25 protein-coding genes and 1 pseudogene are annotated in these 24,745 nt (G+C 38.2%); all 26 read right to left on the reverse strand.

The features are described 5' to 3' along the window. Positions 1 to 196 (reverse strand): annotated as a pseudogene (locus G580_RS09915) (IS256 family transposase); the annotation flags it as partial. Positions 197 to 306: 110 nt separating this feature from the next. Then, positions 307 to 552 carry a hypothetical protein gene (locus G580_RS0104025; RefSeq protein ID WP_028841139.1) on the reverse strand — a complete coding sequence of 82 codons (246 nt, stop codon included), beginning with the start codon at positions 550 to 552 and terminating at the stop codon, positions 307 to 309. Positions 553 to 738: 186 nt separating this feature from the next. Then, on the reverse strand, positions 739 to 2,103 hold the full coding sequence (locus G580_RS0104035) for an NADH-quinone oxidoreductase subunit N (protein WP_028841140.1): 1,365 nt from the start codon (positions 2,101 to 2,103) through the stop codon (positions 739 to 741). Positions 2,104 to 2,133: 30 nt separating this feature from the next. After that, positions 2,134 to 3,600: an NADH-quinone oxidoreductase subunit M gene (locus G580_RS09920; protein WP_038041545.1), complete on the reverse strand. Its 1,467-nt coding sequence runs from the start codon at positions 3,598 to 3,600 to the stop codon at positions 2,134 to 2,136. 12 nt (positions 3,601 to 3,612) lie between these two features. Further along, positions 3,613 to 5,391 (reverse strand): Na(+)/H(+) antiporter subunit D, encoded by a 1,779-nt coding sequence (locus G580_RS0104045; RefSeq protein ID WP_028841141.1) that lies wholly within the window; start codon positions 5,389 to 5,391, stop codon positions 3,613 to 3,615. Continuing rightward, positions 5,381 to 5,632, reverse strand: coding sequence for a hypothetical protein (locus G580_RS0104050; protein WP_028841142.1), 252 nt, complete (start codon positions 5,630 to 5,632; stop codon positions 5,381 to 5,383). The genes G580_RS0104045 and G580_RS0104050 overlap by 11 nt, the downstream gene beginning before the upstream one ends. 14 nt (positions 5,633 to 5,646) lie before the next feature. Next, the gene (locus G580_RS11440; protein ID WP_156874783.1) at positions 5,647 to 5,796 is read right to left on the reverse strand and encodes a hypothetical protein; all 150 of its coding nucleotides are present in this window, start codon (positions 5,794 to 5,796) and stop codon (positions 5,647 to 5,649) included. Beyond that, complete coding sequence (locus G580_RS0104060; protein ID WP_028841143.1) at positions 5,793 to 7,274, reverse strand: monovalent cation/H+ antiporter subunit D family protein; 1,482 nt, start codon at positions 7,272 to 7,274, stop codon at positions 5,793 to 5,795. Before G580_RS0104060 ends, G580_RS11440 begins: the two co-directional genes overlap by 4 nt. A gap of 1 nt (position 7,275) precedes the next feature. Beyond that, the gene (gene nuoK / locus G580_RS0104065; protein WP_028841144.1) at positions 7,276 to 7,581 is read right to left on the reverse strand and encodes an NADH-quinone oxidoreductase subunit NuoK; all 306 of its coding nucleotides are present in this window, start codon (positions 7,579 to 7,581) and stop codon (positions 7,276 to 7,278) included. Further along, positions 7,568 to 8,089, reverse strand: a complete 522-nt coding sequence (locus G580_RS09925; protein WP_022855748.1) for an NADH-quinone oxidoreductase subunit J family protein — start codon at positions 8,087 to 8,089, stop codon at positions 7,568 to 7,570. Before G580_RS09925 ends, nuoK begins: the two co-directional genes overlap by 14 nt. A gap of 9 nt (positions 8,090 to 8,098) precedes the next feature. Further along, on the reverse strand, positions 8,099 to 9,112 hold the full coding sequence (gene nuoH, locus G580_RS0104075) for an NADH-quinone oxidoreductase subunit NuoH (protein ID WP_028841145.1): 1,014 nt from the start codon (positions 9,110 to 9,112) through the stop codon (positions 8,099 to 8,101). Between the two features lie 21 nt (positions 9,113 to 9,133). Next, positions 9,134 to 9,616: an NADH-quinone oxidoreductase subunit C gene (locus G580_RS0104080; RefSeq protein WP_028841146.1), complete on the reverse strand. Its 483-nt coding sequence runs from the start codon at positions 9,614 to 9,616 to the stop codon at positions 9,134 to 9,136. Beyond that, entirely contained in the window at positions 9,598 to 9,981 is a 384-nt protein-coding gene (locus G580_RS0104085; protein WP_028841147.1) for an NADH-quinone oxidoreductase subunit A, read from the reverse strand. Before G580_RS0104085 ends, G580_RS0104080 begins: the two co-directional genes overlap by 19 nt. A 3-nt stretch (positions 9,982 to 9,984) precedes the next feature. After that, on the reverse strand, positions 9,985 to 10,545 hold the full coding sequence (gene nuoI / locus G580_RS09930; protein WP_028841148.1) for an NADH-quinone oxidoreductase subunit NuoI: 561 nt from the start codon (positions 10,543 to 10,545) through the stop codon (positions 9,985 to 9,987). Next, complete coding sequence (locus G580_RS0104095) at positions 10,542 to 11,747, reverse strand: NADH-quinone oxidoreductase subunit D (RefSeq protein WP_022855753.1); 1,206 nt, start codon at positions 11,745 to 11,747, stop codon at positions 10,542 to 10,544. The genes nuoI and G580_RS0104095 overlap by 4 nt, the downstream gene beginning before the upstream one ends. Next, entirely contained in the window at positions 11,744 to 12,259 is a 516-nt protein-coding gene (locus G580_RS0104100; RefSeq protein ID WP_028841149.1) for an NADH-quinone oxidoreductase subunit NuoB, read from the reverse strand. The genes G580_RS0104095 and G580_RS0104100 overlap by 4 nt, the downstream gene beginning before the upstream one ends. Then, the gene (locus G580_RS0104105; protein WP_028841150.1) at positions 12,243 to 12,749 is read right to left on the reverse strand and encodes a 4Fe-4S dicluster domain-containing protein; all 507 of its coding nucleotides are present in this window, start codon (positions 12,747 to 12,749) and stop codon (positions 12,243 to 12,245) included. The genes G580_RS0104100 and G580_RS0104105 overlap by 17 nt, the downstream gene beginning before the upstream one ends. A 14-nt stretch (positions 12,750 to 12,763) precedes the next feature. Next, the gene (locus G580_RS0104110) at positions 12,764 to 14,851 is read right to left on the reverse strand and encodes a molybdopterin-dependent oxidoreductase (RefSeq protein ID WP_028841151.1); all 2,088 of its coding nucleotides are present in this window, start codon (positions 14,849 to 14,851) and stop codon (positions 12,764 to 12,766) included. Between the two features lie 157 nt (positions 14,852 to 15,008). Then, complete coding sequence (nrfD, locus tag G580_RS0104115; protein ID WP_028841152.1) at positions 15,009 to 16,205, reverse strand: NrfD/PsrC family molybdoenzyme membrane anchor subunit; 1,197 nt, start codon at positions 16,203 to 16,205, stop codon at positions 15,009 to 15,011. 2 nt (positions 16,206 to 16,207) lie between these two features. After that, the gene (locus G580_RS09935; RefSeq protein ID WP_245542838.1) at positions 16,208 to 17,149 is read right to left on the reverse strand and encodes a 4Fe-4S dicluster domain-containing protein; all 942 of its coding nucleotides are present in this window, start codon (positions 17,147 to 17,149) and stop codon (positions 16,208 to 16,210) included. Between the two features lie 153 nt (positions 17,150 to 17,302). Continuing rightward, positions 17,303 to 18,913 carry a sulfate respiration complex hexadecaheme cytochrome HmcA gene (gene hmcA / locus G580_RS0104130; RefSeq protein WP_028841153.1) on the reverse strand — a complete coding sequence of 537 codons (1,611 nt, stop codon included), beginning with the start codon at positions 18,911 to 18,913 and terminating at the stop codon, positions 17,303 to 17,305. A 1-nt stretch (position 18,914) separates the two neighbouring features. Next, entirely contained in the window at positions 18,915 to 20,243 is a 1,329-nt protein-coding gene (locus tag G580_RS0104135) for a (Fe-S)-binding protein (protein WP_028841154.1), read from the reverse strand. A gap of 8 nt (positions 20,244 to 20,251) precedes the next feature. Continuing rightward, positions 20,252 to 20,869, reverse strand: a complete 618-nt coding sequence (locus G580_RS0104140) for a respiratory nitrate reductase subunit gamma (protein WP_245542839.1) — start codon at positions 20,867 to 20,869, stop codon at positions 20,252 to 20,254. A 44-nt stretch (positions 20,870 to 20,913) separates the two neighbouring features. Next, positions 20,914 to 22,116, reverse strand: coding sequence for a TolB-like translocation protein (locus G580_RS0104145; protein ID WP_028841156.1), 1,203 nt, complete (start codon positions 22,114 to 22,116; stop codon positions 20,914 to 20,916). Between the two features lie 98 nt (positions 22,117 to 22,214). After that, positions 22,215 to 22,706 (reverse strand): 23S rRNA (pseudouridine(1915)-N(3))-methyltransferase RlmH, encoded by a 492-nt coding sequence (locus tag G580_RS11265; protein WP_083960795.1) that lies wholly within the window; start codon positions 22,704 to 22,706, stop codon positions 22,215 to 22,217. Continuing rightward, positions 22,670 to 24,718 (reverse strand): LPS-assembly protein LptD, encoded by a 2,049-nt coding sequence (locus G580_RS0104160; RefSeq protein ID WP_169357072.1) that lies wholly within the window; start codon positions 24,716 to 24,718, stop codon positions 22,670 to 22,672. Before G580_RS0104160 ends, G580_RS11265 begins: the two co-directional genes overlap by 37 nt. Positions 24,719 to 24,745 lie beyond the last annotated feature (27 nt).

The raw sequence follows: 24,745 nt of genomic DNA on the forward strand, positions 1-24,745 counted from the left end.
TACCTAAGAAACAGGCAAGTTGTCTTTCATAGTAACCATTAGCTTTATTATCAATACTATCTCTAAGGAATATTTCTCTTTCTTTTTTCATGAGAGCGTTTAAGAGGAGTGCAGCAGCCATTTTGATACCCTCTTTTGATTCAATTTTTGAGATTTCACTTAAAACTTTTTCTAAATCTAAGTCTAAGTTTTCCATTTTACAGACCTCCTGGTTAGTTTAGTCTTTTAGGTTTTATGTTATCATTAATTTAAAAAATATTAAAAATTTTTATTATGCCTCTAAAATATTTTATTAAAAGACACAATTTATATTCTACTCCCAAGGGTCTGGCCATACTTTTCAAAAATCTTTTTATTGACATCATTTACCTCAGAAAGTGTACCTGCTTCCATAAGTAAAGATACATAAACATCACTGACTGCTTTATTGGCCAACAAAGAGGCATAGGATGCAAGAGTTTCTCCTTCATCTTTAATGGTTATCTTATACGCGTTCGCAAGAATCCCAATAAGTTTTTCTGTATCCTTAGCATAGATAAAATGCTTGGTCATCACATACAAAAAAAGCCGGTTATCAAAAAGAATATCAAAGAAATGTAGAAAAGTTTCTTTTTTAACTGTTTAATTAATGAAAAATTGGCCATACCAATCCCTCCTTTTTTATTTTTTCCATATATTTTTATATTATACATATTTCTTTAAAAAATAATTCTTGATTTAAAAATTACTATAGATACTTTAAGGCAAAAAAGGAAAAATCCCAAGGATTATGGTAAAACTTAAGGTAAAAACGAGTATTAATCTTAAAGACAGAGGTGTAGAAGGTAGAGATATTTCTCCTTCATAGAAAAACATCTTTACCCCAACCCTTAGATAATAGTATGCGGAAAGGATGCTGAAAAGAATAGAAATTACCGCAACCCAGGTATATCCAGACTCTATGATAGACTTAAATATAAAAAATTTAGCTACAAAACCACCAAAAGGAGGGAGTCCGGTTAAAGAAAAAAGGAAAACCAACATGGATACAGCTAAAAATAGGTTAGCCTGAGAAAGTCCTAAAAAAGCATTTATCCTTTCTCCTTGAGGAAAAGAAATAAGAGTAGCAAAGGCCCCAAGGTTCATAAAGGTATACACAAGAGCATAAAAAGAAATAGTTTTGAGTCCTGAGGTTGAGCAGGCTATAACCGCAAGTAAAAGATAGCCTGCATGGGCTATAGAAGAATAGGCAAGAAGACGTTTAAGATTGACCTGTCTTAAGGCTAAAACATTACCTATGGCCGCGGTTAAAAGGGCTACAAAAATCAAAGGGCCTACCCATAGTTCAGGTTTTTGAGACAAGGCTTCTGTCAAAAAACTTGCCATAACCCCTATGGCAGCAACCTTAGGGCCTACAGACATAAAAGCTGTAACCGGAGTAGGAGCGCCTTCGTAAACATCAGGAGACCACTGATGAAAAGGGGCAAGCCCAGCCTTAAAAGTAAAGGCAGAAAGGATCAATATAATTCCTGTAAAAAGATAAAACGGATGTTGAGATATCAAAAGAAGGTTCTCAGCGATAATCTTAAAAGTTGTTCCTTCAAATATACTGTAAAAAATAGAAATCCCTAAAATCAACAAGGCTGAAAACATACTACCTAAGAGATAATACTTAAGGGAGGCCTCGTTTGCCTTAGGGTCTGTTACCACAAAACCAGCCAAAAGATAGAGACAAAGGGACATAAATTCTAAAGAAAGAAAAACACTTAAAAGTTCCTTAGAAGAAACCATAAACATCATCCCTAAGGTGCTAAGCATAAGAAGAAGGTTAAACTCATAAAAGAGTTCATACTTTATCTGGGAGTAATTCATACCCAAAAGGCTACAAATCCCTAAGTTTATTAAAAATACCAACTTTAAGGTTTGGCTAAAGGAATCAGCTACAAACATCCCTTTAAAGGCTTCTCCCTGAACCTGAAACAACGTAAGCAAAGTTAAAACAGAAAAAGCGATTACCAGCAAGGAATGAACCACCCTTTTTTTTATCCAAAGGCCTAATACAAAATAAAACAAAGTAAATCCTATAAAAAGAAGTTCAGGAAAAAGCGGAGTTAAGTTTATCATGGTTACCTCCTAAAACTCTTTCTAAAGGCCTTAGGTTAGAAAATTGATGATTTGTATCACCGAGTCCTTTAACACACCTAAAAACACCTGGGGATAAAATCCTATCATAAAAACCAAGACCACTAAAGGTATAAACATTAGCACTTCTCTTAGGTTGAGGTCATAAAGTTGGTCTTTAATCTCAGCAGGCACCTCTTTTAATACAACCCGATAATAAAGCCAAACCATATAAGCGGTTCCCAAGACAAATCCCATAGGCAAGAAGGCTCCTAAAAAAATCCAGTCTTTGAAAACACCAAGGGCTATCAAAAATTCCCCTATAAAAGAGTTAGTACCTGGAAAACCTATGGCTGCAGCAGAAAAAAGGGTATAAAAAAACACAAAAATCGGAACAACCTTTCCAAGCCCTCCATATTTACCCAGGTCTCTTGTGTGTGTTCTTTCGTAGATAACACCTATACACATAAAAAGTGCACCAGTTACTATACCGTGATTGATCATTTGAAGGATCGCTCCTTCTATAGCTTCTTTATTTAGGGTAAAGATACCCAACGTAACAAAACCCATGTGGCTTATACTGGAATAGGCTATCAAACGTTTAAAGTCTGTTTGCATAAGGGTGACTAAGGCTCCATAAATAATCGCTATAACAGAAATTATTTGCATCATCTCTTTTAATCCAAGGGTTGCTTCTGGACAGAAAGGAATGGTAAACCTTAAAAATCCATAAGCCCCAACTTTAAGAAGAATTCCAGCCAAAATCACTGAACCTGCGGTAGGGGCTTCTGTATGGGCATCAGGAAGCCAGGTATGGAAGGGAAACATGGGAACCTTCACGGCAAAAGCTACAAAAAAGGCTAAAAACAGCCAGTATTGAAGGTTTACAGGCAATTGAACTTTAGAAAGCTCTATGACATCAAAAGTCTTTCCTCCTGCATAATAAAGCACGATAATCCCTATTAACATCAACACACTACCAGCAAAGGTAAAGATTACAAACTTAACCGAGGCATAAATTCTGTTGTGACTACCCCAGATACCTATAAGCAAAAACATCGGGATAAGCATCGCTTCCCAAAAGACATAAAACAAAAACATGTCTAACGCACAAAAAACACCTAACATGATGGTTTCCATCATCAAAAGTAAAGCATAAAACTCTTTTACCCTTTGTTTAATAGCTGTCCAGGAACACAACACACATAAAACACTGATTAAAAGGGTTAACATAACAAAAAGTAAACTTATTCCATCTATCCCGACCTTATAGTAAGCGTTTAAGAAAGGAATCCACCAAAAGGTTTCTACAAATTGAAACTGTGGATTGGTTTTGTCAAAATTTGTCCACAAAGGAATACCAAAGACCAAGTTTAACAGGGTAGTCCCTAAGGCAATAAACTTAGCCAAACTCTCTTTTTTAACCAGAAAGATCAAAGCAGCCCCTAACAAAGGAAAGAAAATAAGAAAAGAAAGGGTTGGAAAGCCTAATTCACCCATCTACTCACCCCTTTAAGAAAGCATCGGTAAAACCAAAATTAACAAAAGGGTTATCAAACCTATGATCATGAGAAAGGCATAATCTGAAACCTTTCCTGTTTGGATTACTTTTATAATCTCACTTAACTTTAAAGATCCTTTGGCTAAGTTATGATAACTTTTGTCAACCCCAGAAGTATCAAATTTTTTAGAAAGCCTTGCTAAGGCTAACATACCTCTTACAAAGATTTTTTCGTAAGCCTCACCGATTATCTGGTAGTCTATCTTAGCGATCACCTTTTCTGCCAAAAACAAAAACCCAGCTGTGGCCTTGCGATAAAACCAGTCGGTATCAAGGTTTACACATCTGATTTCAGGAGGATAAAGGCCTGAAAGCATAAGTAGGGTAAAGGCTAAGGCCGAAAAAGCAAGAAGCTGTGTTTGATCGATTACATGGGCTGGGGTATAAGGGTTATAATCTACAGGATAAGGTAAGATACCATAAAGCGTTCCAGGGAAAATACCTATAGCCACACATAGAAAAGCCGCTATTCCCATGGCTACCAACATATGAGTAGGGGCTTCCTTAGGTTTTAAGCCAGAGTCATGGCTGAAAAAGGCAAAAAAGGGAATTTTAATTCCCGAGTGATGGAATACACCAGCAGAAGCAAATAAAAGCGTCAACCATATAAATAGCATTCCTCCTTCACCAGCGGCAGAAACTATCATAGACTTACTAACAAAACCACTGGTTAAAGGAACACCAGAAATAGAAGCTGCACCAACGATACAGAATATCGTCGTAAGAGGCATATACTTATATAATCCCCCCAGGTCAGTGGCATTAATCTTCCCAGTTCTATAAAGCACTGCCCCCATAGACATAAAAAGCAAGGCTTTATACAGGATATGGCAAAAGGCATGGGCTACTGTACCGTTTAAAGAAAGTTGGGTCCCAATCCCAATACCTGTGATCATAAATCCAACCTGGTTTATAAGGCTATAGGAAAGCACTCGCCTGAGATTATTTTCGATCACGGCATAAAATATAGGAAAAGCGGTCATCAAAGCCCCTATATAGATTAAAAGCTCTGTCCCGTAAAAACCTCTTGCCAAAACATAGACTGCTGTCTTGGTTGTAAAAGCAGAAAGGAAGACCGTTCCTGTTTCGGTAGACTCAGGATAAGCATCAGGAAGCCAGGCATGAAGGATAGGAAAGGCAGCGTTAATCCCAAAACCCAAAAAGATAAGCCAAGAAGCTAAATCTTGATAATTCAACCCGATATATTCAAACTTAAGAGAACCTGTTTGTTTAAACCAGAGTACCATACCTCCTAAAAGCAATAAACCTCCGGCTAAATGAACCAACAGATACCTCATACCTGCAGAAATAGCTTTTTTATTCCTAGCTGTAAGGATGACCAAGGTTGAAGCTAAGGCCATAATCTCCCAGAAAACATAAAGTGTAGCTAAGTCTCCTGCGAAAACCACCCCTAAAGCTGCACCTGCATAGATAAAAGCAGATACTAAATGAAGGTTGTCTTTAACATGAAGGCTGTAGATGGCAGCTATAACCGAAATTAAAGAAAAAATATACCCAAAAGGCAAAGACAACCTGTCTACCCTTTTTAAAACAAGCTCTAAATCAAGCACCTTAAAAACCCATGAGATACCCTCTGACAAACTAATTACATAGAAAAAAGTCAAAAGCGGTAATCCTACTATATAAACGCTCCTAAGCCTACCTCTTAAAAAAGGGATTAACAAACTTCCAAAGATGAGGATGAGTGCAGGGGGTATGTTAATCATCATAGTAGTCTTCCCTCCTCATTACCAGAGGCCTTAAAATGTGCTTTGCTGCTAACACCAACAACACACAGGCTACAAAACCAAAGGTTCCATAAAAAGAAGGATAACCATCAAAACCGAAATAAGCATGTTTATGGATAAAAGGGTCTATTAAAACTACCAGCACCAAAAATAGATAAAACCCTCTTAAAAACCTCTTAACGTTTTCCTGATAATCAAAAAAACCTTTTTTTTCTTCTTGCATAAAGGTACCCCCCTTTAGTGAGGCCTGTATCCCAGATAAAAGATGAAAAACAAATACAAAACAGCAATGGTAAAAACTATGTAAAATGCCCTTTTGTATCCTGGCCAGGGGTTATGTTTTAGTATTTGTCTTTCTTGGGCTCCATTTTCCTGAGGCAAGCTCACCTAATAACCTCCTTAGCAAGGTTTATTAAAAAGTCCGGATAAAGACCTAAAATAACGCTGATGATAGCTGTAATCAAAAGGGTAGTAGCCATAAAAGGGTTTTCTTTGACTGGATGATGGGTTTCATGCCCTTCTCCCTTATATTCCTTAAAATAAGCTCTATAAACTATGGGAAAAAAATAGCCTGCATTAAGTAAAGAACTAAAAAGAAGGACAACTAAGGTCCAAAAATTATGGGCTTCTATGGTACCAAGAAGGAGATACCATTTGGTAATAAAGCCTCCTACCATAGGGATACCTACCATACCAAGTGCTCCTATCGTAAAAGAGGCCATGGTAATAGGTAGTTTTTTCGCTATACCGTCGAGTTGACTAACCTCAGTTTTGTGAGCACAAACATAGATAGAGCCAGCACAAAAAAAGAGGGTTATTTTGGCAAAGGCATGGTTAGAGATATGGATAATGCTTCCGATAGTACCATGATAGGTAAGCAAAAGAGCACCGAGTAAGATGTATGAAAGTTGGCTAACGGTTGAATAGGCAAGCCTTGCTTTTAAGTTATCTCTGGTAAGGGCAATGATCGAAGCAGTGGTAATGGTAAAAGCTGCTATAAAAAGAGCCAAATCCGTGGTATAAAGAAGTTTCATCGTTTCTTGACCAAACACAAAAAATATGGTTCTTAACACGGTAAAAACCCCGGTTTTTACCACCGCTACCGCATGAAGAAGGGCAGAAACTGGAGTAGGAGCCACCATCGCCGCAGGAAGCCAACCATGTAAAGGCATCGCAGCAGCCTTGGCAAACCCATAAAAATACATAAGAAAAAGTACACTTAAAAGTCCTCGATGAGCCTCTACTATATGGCTAGGGAAGATTCCTCCTTTTTGAAACTCAAGGGTACCTGCTAAAAGATAGGTGATGGTTATGGCTGCTACCAAAAACAGCTTAGCAGAACCTATCAAATAAATGGCATACTTTCTCGCCCCGGCTCGAGCCTCTTGTGTCTCATGATGAGCCACTAAAGGATAGGTTACAAAGGTAAGGGCTTCGTAAAATAAAAACATCGTAAAAAGGTTGGCAGAAAAGGCAACCCCTATGGTAGAAGAAAGTGCACCAGCAAAACAAGCATAAAATCGAGTTTGTTTTTGTTCGTGATGGCCCCTCATGTATCCTATAGAATAAAACGTAGTAATGATCCATAAAAATGAGGCTCCAAGGGCAAAAAGCAGTCCCATCGCATCTACTCTAAACTTCAAAGAGATCCCAGGAAGTATAGAGAAAACTTCAAACTCTAAAATCTTTCCTGAAACTACCTCAGGGACCATCGATAAAACCAAGATAAATTTGATTATACCTGCCAAAACAGACCAGAATTCTCTTAAGTTAGGATTCCTTTCTCCGGTAGCGATGATAAAGGGTATAGCTAAAAGAGAAACCAGCACACAGAGTAAAGGTGTGATAGAGGTTTCTACTACCATCTTAGTCTTCCCTCAATAAATTGAATTCGTCTACTTTTAAGGTTGCTTTATTACGATAGGTTATAACCAAGAGAATAAGACCCACAGCTACAGCTCCAGCAGCACACCCTATGATAAAAAGCGCCATAACCTGAGGTCTTATGTCTTGTAAATAATGGCCTAAAGCCACTAAAGAAAGATTGACTGCATTAAGCATAATCTCTATAGAAAGAAGTAACATTATCAGGTTTCTTCTGATAAGAAAACCTACCAGACCTATCCCAAAAAGACAAAAGCTTACAATAAGATACCAGCTAAGAGGAACCATTAGTCTTCCTCCCAAAAAGCATAATTCCTATCCCAATAAGGGGTACTAAAAGGATAAACCCTAACAAAATAAGAGGATAAACATAGTCGCTAAAAAGAACCAAGCCTAAGGCTTTACTGTGTCCTTCCTTTTCTATAAACTCTATGGTATAAGGACCTTGATAAAAAATCTTATAATTCAAACCACCTATTACTAAAAAAAACACCAGCAAAAGAATAGCCCAAACTCTTAACTGCCAAGACTTTAAAAACACCTCACCTTTTTCTTCCTCTTTCAGGTCTAACAGAAAGATGACAAACAAAAACATCACCAAGATCGCCCCTGCATAAACTATAATCTGTACCACCGCTAAAAATTCTGCATTAAGTAAAAGATACAACCCTCCTAAATGCACAAAGGTTAATAAAATCCAGAGCAAACTTTTTACAGGATTTTTCTGAGTAATACCTAAAATCCCTGTCCCTAAAATCATCAAGGCAAAATAAAGAAAAAGACCTTGTAGAACCATCCTTTTCTCCTATGCAAACAACTTTTTAAACAAGATGGTAATAAAAAGGTTCACAAATCCCAAAGGTATTAGAACTTTCCATCCAAGACTTAATAACTGGTCAAACCTGTATCTTGGGAAAGTAGCCCTAACCCAGATATAAAGAAAGATAAAAAGATACACCTTTAACAAAAACCACACCCATCCTGGTATCCACTTCAAAAAAGGAAGAATAGCCATCACATATTTAGGAACGGTCCATCCACCTAAATAACACAGCGCTGCCAGGCTTGCCATGATATACATAGCTGTATATTCTCCGAGGAAAAACAAGGCATACCTAAAAGCACTATATTCGGTTAGATACCCAGCAACCAGCTCGGTTTCTGCCTCAGGAAGGTCAAAAGGGGTTCTGTTGGTTTCAGCAAAGGCAGCGATCACAAAAACCACGAAACCTATTATCTGAGGTATGGCATAAAAACCAAAAAAGGAGTTATGCTGAGCAACGACGATGTCGCTCAGCTTAAGAGATCCTGCCATAAGAACTACCGAGGCTAAGCTTAAGGTTAGAGCGATTTCGTAGCTTAGCACCTGAGCAGCTGACCTTAGTCCACCTAAAAAGGAATATCTGCTGTTAGAGGACCAGCCTGCAAGGATAATACCATATACAGCCAAACTGGCTGAAGCCAGAATAAAAAGAACTCCTACGTTGAGGTCTGCTAAAATAAAACCTTGCTCAAAAGGGATGACCGTAAGATTAACCGCGGTAAAAGCAAAAACTATGATCGGAGCTATCTTAAATACCGGTTGATAGGCAGATTGAGGGATTATGTCTTCTTTTCCGAAAATTTTTAAAAAATCAGCTAAAGGCTGAAGAATACCATGAGGTCCTACTTCTTTTGGACCAAAACGTGCCTGAGCTCTTCCGATTATCTTTCTTTCAGCATAGGTGGTAAAGGCCACATGCACCAAGGTTATAGCAAAGATAAATACAGTTTTTAAAACCAAAAAACCAAACTGATAAAAATCTAAAGTTCTATCCATGGTTTGTCCTTCTCCCTAAGTCTAACGGATTAGGTCCTTTACTCCATCCCAGGGGCCTTCCCCTTTAACAGGATAATCTTTTCTCAAAGGATAACCTTTCCAGTCTTCTGGCATGTAAATCCTTTTTAAATCTGGATGCCCTTTAAAAACGATCCCAAACATGTCATAGCATTCCCTTTCTAACCAGTTGGCAACAGGCCAAAGGTCTACTACACTGTCTATGGTAAGGTCTTCTTCATCGATAAGGGCTTTTATCCTAAGCTGAACCTTATTAGGAAGGCTATAAAGCTGATAAACTACCGCAAAACGAGGGATCTTCCCTAAAAAATCTACCCCAAAAAGGTCTTGCAGATAGTTAAAACTCCAATTCTCTTTAAGCCACCTTAAAACAGCTTTTACTTTATCTTTTTTTACCACCAAAAACTTCTGTTTTCTAAACTCTCCTATCTCTAAAATTTCTTCTTTAAATTGCTGTTGAAGGTCCTTTAAGATCTCTTCAACCATTCCAAAGCCTCCTTTTTGATCTCATAAAAATAGCCTAACAAAATAAGAAAGATAAAAAACAGCATCCCCCAGAAACCAAGGAAACCAAGGCTATTAAAGGTTAAGGCCCAAGGAAAAAGAAAGACCAACTCCACGTCAAACACCACAAAAAGGATAGCTAACACATAATAACCGATGAAGAACCTTTCTCTTACCTCTCCTGAAGGCAAATTACCTGATTCATAGGCCATAAGTTTCACAGCGGTCTTTTTCTTTGGACTAAGCAATTGATTTATAAAAATCGCGGCCACACTAAAAATGGTAGCAAAAATTAACATCAAAAAAACAGGCAAGTATTTTATCGGTAAGTAAGTACCTGGGGTCACAGGCTAACCCTCCTTTTTAATCCTGATAGGGGTAGGAAACCTTTTTTCATAAGGAAGTCTTATCCTTTCTATCCCTCTTAGATACCAGAATTTGTTTATATATTCTTGGTGCTTATAAAGACTTAAAAACTCATCCCAGTTTTGAAGTAACTTTTCTTTGGTAAAGTAATTTTCCTCTTTATCGTATGCTGCATACTCATAAAACTCAGTAAGGACGATAGCATTTACAGGGCATACCTCTACACAATATCCACAATAAACACATCTAAAGGCCTCAATTTCATATTTAGTAAGCACTCTTCTTCCTGAGGTTTCATCTTCCTTGTATCCGATGTAGATGCACTGAGAAGGACAAACTCTTGCACATCTTAAACAGGCCACACATCTCTCTTTACCTGTTTCAGGGTCTCTAACTAAGGCATGTCTTCCTCTAAAACCTGGAGCGATCTCTCTTTTTTGTTTGGGGTATCTTATGGTAACCGGCTGGGTAAAAATGGTTCTTAAGGTGATTAAAAGCCCTTTTATAAGGTCTATCAACAAGATCTTTTTTAACAGTTGTTTCATTTATCAGCCTCTCCCATAACGATATCAAGGGTTCCGATGATGGCTACCACGTCTGCCAAAAACTGACCCTCTGCAAGCTTAGGAATGGCTGAAATATGTATAAAAGAGGGCACCCTAATCCTTACCCGGTAAGGTCTCCCTGAGCCATCACTTATGATAAAAAACCCAAGTTCTCCTTTTGCCCCTTCTACTGCTGAATAGATTTCCCCTTCAGGTAAAAGAGGTTCCTTCTCTTTTAAAAAAGAAATAAAAGCACCGGTAGACCAACCTTCTGGATGAAGCTTTTTTTTACCAGAAGGGGGAAGGTCTAACTCTATAGCGTTTTCTGCCAGGATACTTCCTTCTGGCATTTTCTGAATACATTGTTTAACTATTTTAGCAGATTGCCTCATCTCTTGGACACGACATAAATATCTATCATAGGTATCTCCGTGTTTTCCTACCGGGACCTCAAAATCTACCTCACTGTATGCGTCATAAGGGAAATGTTTTCTTACATCATAGTTTATTCCCGAACCCCTAAGACTGGGACCTGTAAGACCATAAGCTATAGCATCTTCAGGATTTATAACTCCAACCCCTCTGGTACGGGCTATCCAAATCCTGTTTTCTGTAAGCAAACCCTCGTATTCATCTATTTTTTGAAAAAATCCATCGATAAACCTGTCTATTTTTTCTAAGGTTTTTTCTTCTACATCAATCCTTACTCCTCCTATTCTTGGATAACTAAAGGTAAGCCTTGCTCCGCAAATTTCTTCTAAAAACCAGAGGATCTGTTCTCTTTCTCTAAAACAATAAAGAAAGACTGTCATCGCACCTATATCAAGGGCATGAGTAGCTAACCAAAGTAAATGATTGCTAATCCTTGACAATTCGCAGACCATAGTACGGAGAAACTTAGCTCTTGGAGGAGGCTCTATCCCTAAAAGTCTCTCAACAGCCACACAATAACCTACGTTGTTTATCATGCTTGCGATGTAATCTAACCTATCGGTTAAAGGTACAACTTGAGGATAGGTTTTAGTCTCAGCAAGCTTTTCTATACCTCGATGAAGATACCCTACCTCAGGCCTACAGCGGGCAACCCTTTCCCCCTCAAGTTCTAAAAAAAGCTTTAACACTCCATGGGTAGCTGGATGGTGAGGACCCATCTGTAAAACAAACTTTGAGGGTTCTATCTGTTCTAAAACATACCCTTTCATTTGTTATAACCTTCTAAAATTTTTTGTTGTAATTTTATAATCCCCTGGAAAAAAGCCTCTGGCCTTGGTGGACAACCAGGTATGTAAACATCTACCGGAAGGATCTGGTCTACCCCTTGCAAAACACTATAGGTTTGAAAAATTCCTCCGGTTGAGGCACAGCTACCTACCGCAATAACGAACTTAGGCTCTGGCATCTGATCATAAAGCCTTCTCACAATCGGAGCCATTTTATAGGTAACCGTTCCGGCTACTATCATCAAATCTGCTTGACGAGGAGAGGCTCTAAAAAGAACCCCTAACCTATCAAAATCATAATGACTGGCACCGGCTGCCATCATCTCTATCGCACAGCAGGCAAGCCCAAAGGTAAGGGGCCAAAGCGAATTTGCCCGGCCCCAGTTTATGAGTTTATCAAGGGTGGTGAGAAGGACACTATCAGTCCCTTTTATCAATTTTACCCCGTCTGCTATTTCAACCGTAGGGTCTTTCATCTTAATAGAGGTTAACATAGGCTTCTTTTACAAACTTTTCTCTTTTTAGGGTGGAAGCTTCTTGAGCTGAAACCCACTTTAAAGCATGGGTAGTACATTTAGACACACAAGCAGGTAAAAGTCCCTGGTCAATCCTGTCTTTACAATAATCACACTTTACTACTTTTCCGGTCTCTGGGTTAAACTGAGGAATACCCCAAGGACAGGCAGTGATACAGTTCTTACAACCTACACAAAGATTGGGTTCTATAAAAACTATCCCATCCTTAGCCCTTTTCTGCATGGCTCCTGTGGGACAGGCTTTTACACACCAGGGATCTTCACAATGAAAACAGGGCATAAAGATAAAACGTTGAACCACCTGTTCGTTTATAGTTTTGATATCAGTTGGGATGATCCTGCAAAGCCTTGGACCAGGGCCTAACCCTTTGTTGGTTTTACAGTGAACCTCACAGGCAAAACAACCGATACATCTGTTGTGATCCTGATATATATAATAAAGGCTCATAACTCCCCTCCTTCTTAAGCTTTTTTTACTGTTACAAAGGTTTCAAAAAGAACACCTGTATGGCTTCCTAATGCAAATTTATCAAAAGCACCTTTAAGCAATCTTCCCTCGTTAAGCCCTTTACCATAAACCCTGCTAAGCCAGGGGATGTCGTTTTGATATCCTCTTACCATAAATACTGCCTCAGGATGGATAAAAGGAGTTACTTTGGCCTTGATCTTTCCTGTATAGTCTCCTGAGGAAACCTCTACCCAATCTCCATCTTTAATCCTTAATCTTCCTGCTACCTCGTCGTTTATCCAGAGTTCGTTTTCTGGTTTGATTTCATTTAATAAAGGATTATTCTGGGTCCTAACATGGGTATGCATGGCTGCCCTTCCAAAAATAAGTCTAAACTCTCCTTCTTCTACCCTAGGTTTCTCTGGAGTTTTATAGGGATAAAAGTCAGGAACCTCTCTTTCTTGCATCTTAGAAGATACTATTTCGATCTTTCCGGAAGGAGTTTTAAACTTTAGCTGATCCCGAGAATAAAGGACCTGCTCCTTACAGAGAGAAACAAAACCTTTAGCCTCAAAGTCTTCGATTTTTACTCCTGTACCCTCTAATTGATAATTCCAGATGTCCTCAATGCTTTCATAGGGGACGTATTTTTCCAAACCAAGCTTTTTACATAACTGAGTAAAAATCCACCACCTAGGCTTGGTATCATAAACCGGATCGATGGCCTTCCTTCTTAAGATAAAGGCAGGTTTAGCTCCTCTCTGTAAACCAACGATGTCATCCCTTTCAAGATAGGTTGATTCTGGAAGGATAACATCAGCAAACCAACCGGTAGTCCCATAATCTACAGGAATATGGACTAAAAGTTCGAGTTTCCTGGTGATTTCCTTGATGTCTTCTAAAGGTATCCCGGCAAAGGGATCATACCTATATACAAAAAGCGCCTTTATAGGATAGGGTTCTTCGGTTTTGATCGCTTTGTATAGATGTAAGATATGACCGGCGCCGTCATATAAAAATCCTTTGCCTAATTCAGCTTCAATTCGTTTATCTTGAGGGGCTGGAATGGGGTCTAAAAGACTTTTTAACGGTTGAGCTCCTACTTCTTTAGGAGATTTTGCTAAAATCAAACCTCCTTTCTGTTCCAAATTTCCAAGTAAAAAGTTTAATATCCAGACTGCCCTGGCATAATAGAAAGAATCTGTATACCTTGCACCGAACCAGTAAGGATAGATTATCACCCTTGGCTTAGCTTCCGCAAGTTCTCTTGCCAATTTTATGATTTGGTACTCAGGAACTCCAGACTCTGCCTCAGCCCACTTAGGAGTATAAGGTTTTATAAAGTCTTCTAAATCTGTAATACCTGTCATATAATTATTTACAAAATCTCTGTCGTATAGATCTTCTTTTAAAATTTGATGGATCAGAGCCAGCACTACAGCATAGTCTGTCCCAGGTCTGATTTTGAAGTATCGTGTTGCCTTGGTGGCAGTTACATTTACCCTTGGGTCAAAATAAGTAAGCTTAGCTCCCTTTTCTAAAGCTTTTAATACATTATTAGCCTCTTTAACCACAACTGCATCAAAAAAGGCCCTACCAAAAGACACTATATGTCTGGCGTTGGCAAAATCATAACTTATTTGATTTCTCTGAATACCGATTAAACTTTGAAGAGCTAAATCTGCGTCTTTTCTACAAAGGTCATCATGGTTAAAATAGTTGGGAGAACCTATGGCCTTGATAAAAACCCTTTGCATTTCTCCAAAAAGACCACCTCCTCGGTCTAAAAGAGCCACAGACTTAGGTCCGTATTTACCGATAATCTCAGAAAGTCGGTTGGCAATGTAATTCAACGCCTCCTCCCAGGAAACCCTTTTCCATTCTCCTGACCCTCTCTCCCCTACTCTTACCATAGGACCTTGCGGACGCTCAAAATCATATAGATGGACCAACCCAGCAGAGCCCCTGGCACAGAGTGCCCCCTCAATACCAGCTGCATAGGGATTACCCTCTATCCAGGTAATCCTTCCATCTGTTACCTCAACCCTTATAGGACACCTTGCAGAACACATCCCACATACAGAAAACACCTGTTTTTTCATATACCCTCCCCTGCCTACTTTTTACCCCAAGTTTTTATAGAGTTTAATAACAAAATTTATGCCTAAAAACAGAAAAAAAACTTACTTGCCTAATAAAGAGTCTTTCTACTAACCGATTACCTATTTGGACTGAAGGTTGTCCCAAAAAGGACAACGATTAGTCTGAAAGGATAGGAAGTCTTCTTATCATAAACCTGGTAGATAAGATGATTAACACAACCATCGAAAGAGAAAGAGCAACCTCCATCCAGGAAGGATAGTATTTTTGAGACCAAGGAATATACCAGTTATAGGCAATCAAACAGACTGTCAGACGATTAACTATTATCCCTAAGGCTATCCAAAAAGACAATACCCTCACCCAAAAAGGTTTTTCTTCCTTTACAGCCCATAAAAGTAAAATCATTGGAATTACACCAAAAAGCAAATGTTCTAACACAAAAAAGACTCCATAGGTAGAACTTAAACTTATATAATGTAGTTTTTCTTGATGAAAAAGGTCTAATCCCTTAAGAAGAAGATATAACGTCAAAACCACAGCCAAAGCTTTTCCAAGACCAAGGGTCTTCTTATCAAATGCCTTTTGGTCAAACCTTTTTAGCTGATGTTTGAAATATCTATGAGTAATCGAACTTTCTATTACCACCACAGCCATTCCACCTAACACTGCTGTAATAAGAAAAAACAAAGGTAACAAAGGAGAATACCAGAGGGGATGTAGCTTGGTTGGAGCTATCAAAAAAAGTGCTCCTAAGGCTGACTGATGGCCACCGGCTATGATCACCCCAAAAGCCGTAGCCCAAATCCCCAAGGAAGAAAAGAAGTTTCTCAACCTTTCTTGCCCTAACCATTCAAAAAAGGAAGGGAACCACTCAACCACACAGATGATGATATACAGAAAGAAATGCCAACCAACTAAAAACAGCACCGATTCTAAACCCCAGGACCAAACGATAGGATAAAACACCCGATAATACCTTCCAAGGTCAAAAAGAAGGGCTATAACCGCAAAAACATATCCTAACAGGCTTGAAAGGATGGCAGGTCTGGCAAAACTCTTGTAATCTTTCAGTCTAAAAAGATATACCACAGTTCCTAAGGTTAACCCAGGAGCTGCAAGGGCGATACCTGCTAAAATGTCAAAGGCTATCCACAGCCCCCAAGGATAGTCGTTATTTAAGTTGGTCGCAGGACCAAGGCCAAAAATAAGCCTATAAACCATCGCGTAAAAACCAAAAAGCAAAATTATTCCTGCTATCACATTCCAAGGAGTAAAGAGCCCAAAAACATAAGACTTAAAATCTGGAGCTAAGAGCAACTTTTGTTTAAATCCCTTTAAATCAAACTTTTCCATCTTTATTCCTCGTCTTTACCCTTCTTAGACATAGCCTTATAAGCTAAGTAGACCAGCACCGGAGAGGCTAAAATTTCTAACACCTTTACGGCAAAAAGATAGTTTCTGGTATAAACCGCCGGGCTGTTTTTAAGTCCAGTAGGCAATCCTATCCTTTTAAAAGGCACCGGAGAGAGATATAACCAGCTTGTCCCACCAAAATCGTCCTCCCCATAGACCTTAGGATAGTATCTATGTGGGTTGTCTGCAATCAATTTATAAGCAAGTTTTAATAACTCCTCCCGTTTCCCAAACTTCAAGGCATCAGCCGAACAAACAGCCACACAGGCAGGTACTTTGCCTTCAACCATCCTGTCAAAGCACATCGTGCATTTAGTAACCTGTGGGGTTAAAGGGTCATAGTATTCATAGGCAGGAATGTCAAAAGGACAGGCAACCATACAATACCTACATCCTACGCATACCGTAGGATTATAGATCACCGCCCCTTCTTCTGTCCTTGTAAATGCCCCAACAAAACACGAAGAAGCACAGGCTGGGTCTAAACAGTGCATACATTGTTTTTTTACATAGATAACTTTTCCGTCAACATCAAACCGATTTACTACCGTAAAAGCACCGGCAGAAGGTCTTCTAATTTTTTCAAAAACTGAATTGATTTCAAATCTTGACCTTTCAAAATTTTCTATCGGCTGATTAGGGTTTTTATTCCATTCATTACAGGCCCATTCACATCTACGACACCCTATACATTTAGTAGCATCAAAAAGTACGCCATAACTTCCTTCTTTAGGTTCGTACTTGCTCTCTTTTCTTTTTAGGTAGATCTCCCAGTTTTTAGCGTTGGCCTGGGTATGGGTGGTTTTAAAACCTCTTTCTTCTTCGATAAATTTAGAGGCTGAACCTATTCCCAAAATCCCAGGTAAGCTCAAAAAACCTTTCAAAAAATCCCTTCTTTTCATACCCATTTCCTAAAACTTTTTCTTAGGCTTAAACCATAAAAAAAGCAGGATGAACATAAAAAACGCGGCTCCAGAAATCACATATTCCGCACCATGATAACTAAAAAGTTTTTCCCATATATACATTTTTTCTCCCTAAAAACTAGGTAAACCTCTCTCTTTTTTAGGTATATGGCAACTATCACAACTCATAGCCTTTTCTATCTTTAAATACTCATGGCATTTAATACACTGTCCATGATAAGCTGCCTGTAGTCTTGGCCTTTCAGGGTGTAAAGCATCAAAACTTATTCCATGGCAAGAACTGCATTTAACCTCTTGTCCTTTTATTTTCCCTTCAGGGTTCGTTTTATGATGACATCCTTTACACAGGGTTTCTTCCTTATCATGGAAGTATACCGCAAGTCTATTGCCTGAGGTCTTAGCAACCAAACTTTTCACTATCTTTTGATGAGGCATGGTTGCCTTTTCAAACTCCTTGGATAAAACCTCTATTTCTATTTGAGATTTTATCTCTCCTGAATAGGGTTTTAAATTTTTAATATCAGACCTCGCTCTACCTATATGGCATTTAACACAAGTAGTTTCAGAAGCAACTTCTGTGCGAGAGGTTTCTTTTTTGTCAAGATGATGACAAGCTAAACATTCTTTTCTTGCCTTTATCTCCTTTTGATGACATCCCTGGCAGCTTCTGTCTGAAAATACTGAATGAAAAGCTGTGACAGCATTTACAAAATTCCCTTTAGGACTACCTTCTAAGGTATGACAATTCCGACACCCTTCAAGTCTTTCATGATGACAATCTCTACATTTCTGGGCTGTAAACTGGTGAATTCGGTGATTAAACACTACTGCTTTCATCTTAGAAGCTTTAGGGAATTCCATCCAATAAATCTCTTTTTGTCCTCTCTCTGGCCTTGGAGCTTTAGACAGATCTTCCAAACTCCTTTTTTCTCCTTTATGGCAATCACTGCAGATTATCGGACCACCCTTTTTCCCATCCTTTTTTAATTCTACATGACAGTTCAAACATAACCCATGAAAGGCCTGAGAAAGGTTTAAACTTTTTTCTTGAGCTATCTTCAATATCTTGGTTAACTCAGGACCTTTCTTCTTAGTAAAATCATGGCAATAGTAGCAAGATTCTTCTTTACCTTTGATATATTTTAGAGCCTTCCCTTTATCACGTTCTTCTAAATCATAGGTATGATGGCACTTCTCACATTTTTGGTCTAACTCTTTGACATGGGTTTCATGGTAAACAAAATCAAAATCAAACTTAGGATAGTTTATATCTTTGTACGCATAAATATTTACATGGCAATCCCCACAAGAAAGTCTTACCGGACCATAAGGTTTTTGCTCAAGCTTTTTCTGTTGATGGCATTTAATGCAAGCTTGATGGTAAAGGTCTTTTAACTTTTCTGGATCTTTAACAGATAAAAACTCCTTAGGAAAAACAAAACGTAGATTCTTGTTATTATCTACCGGGTGACAAATCCCACAACCTTCTTTTTCTAACGCCTTAACATGTTTTAGGTGGTTAAACAAAACAGGGGCATACTCTAACCTCCCAAAAACCTCAGGATGTTTAATAAGAAGAAGATTTTTCTGGACCTCTGTAGGAGTTAAAGTTTTTTCCACTTTTCTAAAGGGTTCAGTTAAAGCCAAGGGATTACTCAAACAGCACCAGAATAAAACCGTCAAACCTAACCCTAAAATCAACAAGACTGTTTCTTTCTTCATCCTAAGGTCTTAACCTCTCAGGGATTTCCATATGTTCTGCTATCAGGTCTGCCAAAAATTTAACATGGGCCTCTACTTTATAGTGCTCAATCAAATCTTCTATCCCCTTATGACAGGTATGACAAGGTGCTATCACTAAAGATGCCCCTGTTTCTTTTATCTGTTCTATCTTGACTTTTCCTCCTTCTATCCTTGCCCCCTTCCAGGGAGGCCCTGCATCAACCATCCCTCCTCCTGAACTACAACAATAATTGTATTCTTGATTAGGGGTCATTTCCACAAAATCTTCACAAAGTTCCCTAACTATAAATCTGAGTTTTTGTCCTAACCCTCTGTATCTCACTATGTTGCAAGGATCTTGTAAGGTAGCCTTTTCTTTAACCTTATGAGCGATCTTTATCTTTCCCTGGGTTAAAATCTCATAGAAAAACTCTACCGCATGGATAAAAGGTATAGGGGCCTCTTTCCAGCCTAAAAGTCTTGCTGATTCATAAAGCGCTGCTCTATAGGCATGTCCGCACTCTGTAATCAAAATCCTTTTAACCCTTAGTTTAGAGGCTATTTCATAATGCCTTTTGGTTACCAACGTCATCGTCTCAAAATCATGCATATAAAGCGACTTATTGGTATAATCCCAACCGTCTGTGTCAGGTAAAGTAAAATCAACCCCTGAGACAAGCATAATCTTAAGCATGTTAGAAAGCAAAGGGGTCATGTATTTAGCTTCAAGACCATGAATAAGTAACAAAATGTCTGCATCTTTTTTCCCAAGAGGGATCCTTGCATTTTTTATCTCATACCTTAGCTCGTTCTCTATCCATTGTATCGTGTCTATCCACTCATCCTGTTTAAACCAGAGCATGTTGTAAGAAGACATATGACTGTAGACCTGGTCCTGAATAAACTGAGGAGCTACCCCTAAAACCCCACAAAGTCTTCTCACCAAAGAGATCAAATAGGCAATATCAATACCGAAGGGACAAAACTGAGTACACCGGCGACAAAGATTACATTCGGTAAAAGCAATCCTTGCATATCGCTTTAAATCGGCTTTTTCTATTTTGCCTTTTTTAGCAACCAAGTCTCCTAAGGTGAGCTTTACTTTTGAGGCCGGCGCATAACTTGGGTCTCTGTCATGAGAAAGATAATGATGACAAGACGCAGAACACATACCACAGCGCATACAAGTTTCTAAAAAGATCTTAAATCTTACCGTAACCTCTTCGTTTAAAACCCTCTCGATAGCCCTTTTAATCTTTTGTTGGTCTAATCGTTCTATCGTTTTGTCTATCCCTATATCAGAAACCGGTTTTCTTACAAACCCTTCCATGTTTTTCCTCAATAGTCCTTTGACCGCCTAACCGCACCAAACTCTGAGGCAGTATAGGCTCTAATCAACCAAAAATAAAAGATATGCGAAAACTTGGTAAAGGGAATAAAAATTAACATCACCTCTCCCAACAAAATATGTAAACCTGCTATAACCTGATAGGGTAAAAACATCTGATATCTTGCTAAAAACCCGGTTAAAAAAACTAAGATCACCAAAGCTAAAAGAGCATAATCTACTGGGGTGCTTAGATACTTAACATCCTTAACCAAAAAACGTCTCAAAAGTAAAACAACTCCACAGATAATGGTTAAGACTGTTAAAAAATCAGAAACAATATTAGGTAAAGCCCACCAGCTTATCCCCCAGGATTCCTTCCACATTTCGATATGACCTAAAAAAAAGAGAGGGGTTAACAAAAGCCCTACATGAAAGACATAGCTTATCACAGTAAAAAGAGGCCTTTGTCTCATGCTGTAGCTACCAAAAGGTAAAAGCCAAAATAGATAAGACCTAAGCGTATGTTTAAGACTAAAATATCCATAGAGTACTTTATCTTTTTGAGCTCTTTTAAAAAAGTTATAGAGGTTATAAACTAAACCTAAAAAAAAGACCAAAAAAGACACCCAAGCCAAAGGGCCTCTTACTATCTCAAAAAACGTCATAAGTTTCACACCTTAATTTCTTTCGTAAAATAGCTCTTCTCTTTTATACCTTTTATCAACAGGATATCCTCTTCTAAAAACACTGGATCCCATAAATAGGTATAAGGGCCTTCTAAAACCTTATTTTCTACCAGGAGATAATATCCTCCATCTTTTTCGGCTTTAGCTGCTATTTTACTACCCTTAGGACTAAATACAGAGTCTCCTATCCTTTCCCAAATAAGGTCCCAACAAACCTCGTCTACCACCAATCCCCATCGGTTTTGATGTCTTACTACCACGGCTATCCTTTCTCCATCGGGACTAAAATGGGGCTCTAACACCATCTGTCCAAAGGTTGGCTTCCAAGTTTTCCCATCTACTGCTAAGGTCCACTTTCCAAGCTCTAAGGCCACAACCGCTGCCACCATCTTCTTTTCAGGAAAAACCTTAAGATTCCATAACTGGGTAAAAGACCTTTCCCAAAAAGGACTACCATCACAGTATAACTCCCATCCTCGAGAAGTTTTTACAGGAGCAACCACCTGATTCTCATCTAAAAACCTTGGTTCCCAAACCTGGTAAAAACTTTTTTCCCAACACACATTATCTACCACTATGGTAAAGCTTCTGTCAGTAAGTCTTACAGCTGTAGCTACCCTTGTCTCCTTAGGGCTAAAGCAACAACCAAAAAGGGCTAAAAACTTTTTATCCCAAAAAACGTCGTTTACCGCAAGCGACCACATTCCTTTGGCAAAGTTAAAAATCTCTAACACCGGATAATTTTCTAACCTCACATAAGTAGCTACTTTAGCCCCTGTAGGAGACACAAAAAGATCTCTGGTATCATAAAAACTATGACTCCAGGGAATCCCATCCACACAAACCGTGTAGTTTCCGTCGATTTTAACGTTAGCTAAGACCTTCTGCCCTGAGTTATCTGTTTTTAGGTTCCATAGATATTCAAAAAACTCTTCCCATAAAACACCTTCTTTCCAAACTGTCCACAACCCGTCTTTTTGAACAGAAGCTATCAAATCTCCGTTAGGTGTAAACTGAAGTAAATTTACCCTTTCAAAAGGCTCATCTATGGTCTTACCATTAACCCAAATAAACCTTTGTCCTTCTTCATCCTCAACAACCGTGGCTATTTTATCTCCTAAAGAGTTAACCACCAATTCTGAAAAATTTGCATATTTTTCTAATACTCGAAGGTCTACCCAGGACATCTTAGCTAAAGTATTTAGCGATAATGAGAATAAAAGTCAAGAGTGTTTTTCGACGATTTTAGCTAAAAATTGTATTTTTTATCTGATTTTTTTGTTTATTATGTCCTATGATAAGGGATTTTCTTTAATATGGTAAAACTTCGGTAAAGGGCTTCCATCAACACCAAAATAGCTATTTCGTGGTTAAGGGTTAGAGGAGAAAGGCTAAGAAGAAAATGGGCTTTATGTTTTAACTCAGGAGATATTCCCTCAGGACCTCCTACTAAAAAACATAAATCTTTTGAGGCCTCAAGCCATTTTTCGATTTTAGAGGCAAGTTCTATGGTATTAAGAGTTTGTCCTCTCTCATCCAAAACCACCAAAATTTCGTCTTCAGAAAGATGCTTTTTTAAAACTTTTTCTTCTATCCTCAGTCTTTCTTCCTTTTTTTCTATCCTACCTTTAACCTTAGGTAGACATACCTCTACAGGACATAGCGGGGCAATTTTTTTGGCATAGTAAGAAATTCCTTCTTCTATAAAACTAAACTTTAAAGGCCCAGGGGCTAAAACCTTTATTTTTCTAATCCATAACCTCCTAAACCTTTTAATTCTACCCTAAAGAAAAATTTTGTGTCCTTAGGGGTGACTGAAACACCTCCTCCTAATAGATAGCAATCATGTACATAAGAAAGACCCAACCTCATCTCGGTATTTTCTTCAAGCCTTAAATTTCTACTCAGATAAAAGTCTGTTTGCAACCTTTGAAAAAATCGGTGAGAAAGGGAAAGGGTAAGTTGTCTTGTATTCCAGGCTTTATCATCCTGGAAAGTCAGGCCTACACGGTCAACCATCCAATCAGTTAACCCAAGGTCAAAGGAGTGTTTTTTAAAACCTAATCCATAAAAGTTATAACTTCCATCGTATCTTAAAGAAAGGTGTGGGGTGTAATTTAACAGCACCTGAAGGCCTAAGTCTGAAAACTTTCTCTTCTCACTTGAGGTAGCGGTAGGAGTTTCTTCTACGTTAAACTGATACTGTTGATAAACTTTTACCCTTAAAAAGTCTGGCTGGTTTTTAAGTCGAAAAAGTTGCCATAACCCATATTCTAAGGTATTTATCTCTTCATCAGAAAGGTCTTCATAGGTAAAAACAGGTATGTTTGTCTCCGAAGGTTTTTTCTTAAAATAATAGGTTACATATGGCTTTAAGACGTGTAAAAAGGTTAAGTTGCGGTTTAAAGGTAAAGGTACTTCATAAAACTTAAAAATCTGAGTATAGGTGGTAAAAGAAACATCGTAGTAATGGTTGTTTAAACTGTTTTTTGAAAAACCTGTAGAATCGTCAAGGATAAAATGGTTTAGGAAATAACTTGCCTTAAACTCGTTCAACAAAAAAGAGGTTTTAAAAGGATAAGCTATCTCTAAGTTTGAGCTTAGTTTGTGCCCATAGTACCCCTCTTTTCTAAAACTATAGTTATGTACCAAGCTAAAGTTTGTCATAAGGTTTCCTATGGTCTTAAAAGGCAACAAATTTAGACGAAAACCCCAAAGAGGTTGTAAAACCGTGTCTTTATCAGAAGCTCCATGATAGTCAAGATAGGAACTTTCTATCCTTGAATAAAGACTACCACGATAATATTGAGCCCAAAAACGAGATGTTCTATATTCTTGATTTTTTTCTTCTAAAGTGCGATGAAACCTTTCTAAAAAAAAAGTCTTTGAAGAGGAAAAGCCATTTTCTCCTATGTCAAACTCTTCCAAAAAGTCTTTATTGGAGACCACATCTATGTCCAGATGGAAATCAAGATTTGGTTTAGGTGTGTAATCGATTTTCCCTACAAACCACCATTTATGTTTTTTCTCTTCCTCTTTTTCTGTATCGCCAAGTAAAGTTTTTTTATTATCCTTTAGATATCTCAATTTAAAAACCCCTTCTAAAGGTTCTATCAATCTGAACTGGCTTTCTAAATCTAACAATAAACCTCTTTTGGTAAGAAACATCGGCGATAAGGTAAAATCAACCTGGTCGGTATATGGCCAGAAAAAAGGTAGTTGAAGTCCTAACCCTAATCTATTCCCCTGAATTATTTTAGGAAATAAAAAACCTGTACTTCTTTGAGGAACCATCGGGAGGGTTACCTTGGGAACATAGGCTGTTTTAGGCACAGAAACCACAGTTTGTTTTTTAATCTTAAACTTGGTAGCCTCTCCTTTACTTATCCCTTCTGGGGTCAAAACAAACTCTCGAACTTCTAAGCTCCAGGGAGGAAAGTCTTTTTCATTTTCACAATCAAACTCACAGGAACTAACCAAAGCACTTTTAGCCAGGTATTCGTTTAAGGCGTTTTTATGTAAATCCTTAGCCTTAATCCTGATCCCTTCCTTTTTCAAAAACATAAAGATGTTTTTTCCCCAAAACTCTTCGTTTCTCAAATCTAAAAAGGCCTGATCTCCTTCAAAGGTTGCATTTTTGGTAAAATCAAAAATTTTATACTGATAAAGGATTAAGTAGCGGGTAGAAACTTCGTATTTAGCCTTTTGAGCCCAGATGAGCATACTGTTAGTCTGAATTACCACATCCCCTTCAGCTACCAAAATTTTAAAATCATTAAAGGCTTCCACCTTTTGAGCAGTAACCTCCAAAGGTTT

This window comes from Thermodesulfobacterium hveragerdense DSM 12571 (assembly GCF_000423845.1).
Taxonomy (GTDB): domain Bacteria; phylum Desulfobacterota; class Thermodesulfobacteria; order Thermodesulfobacteriales; family Thermodesulfobacteriaceae; genus Thermodesulfobacterium; species Thermodesulfobacterium hveragerdense.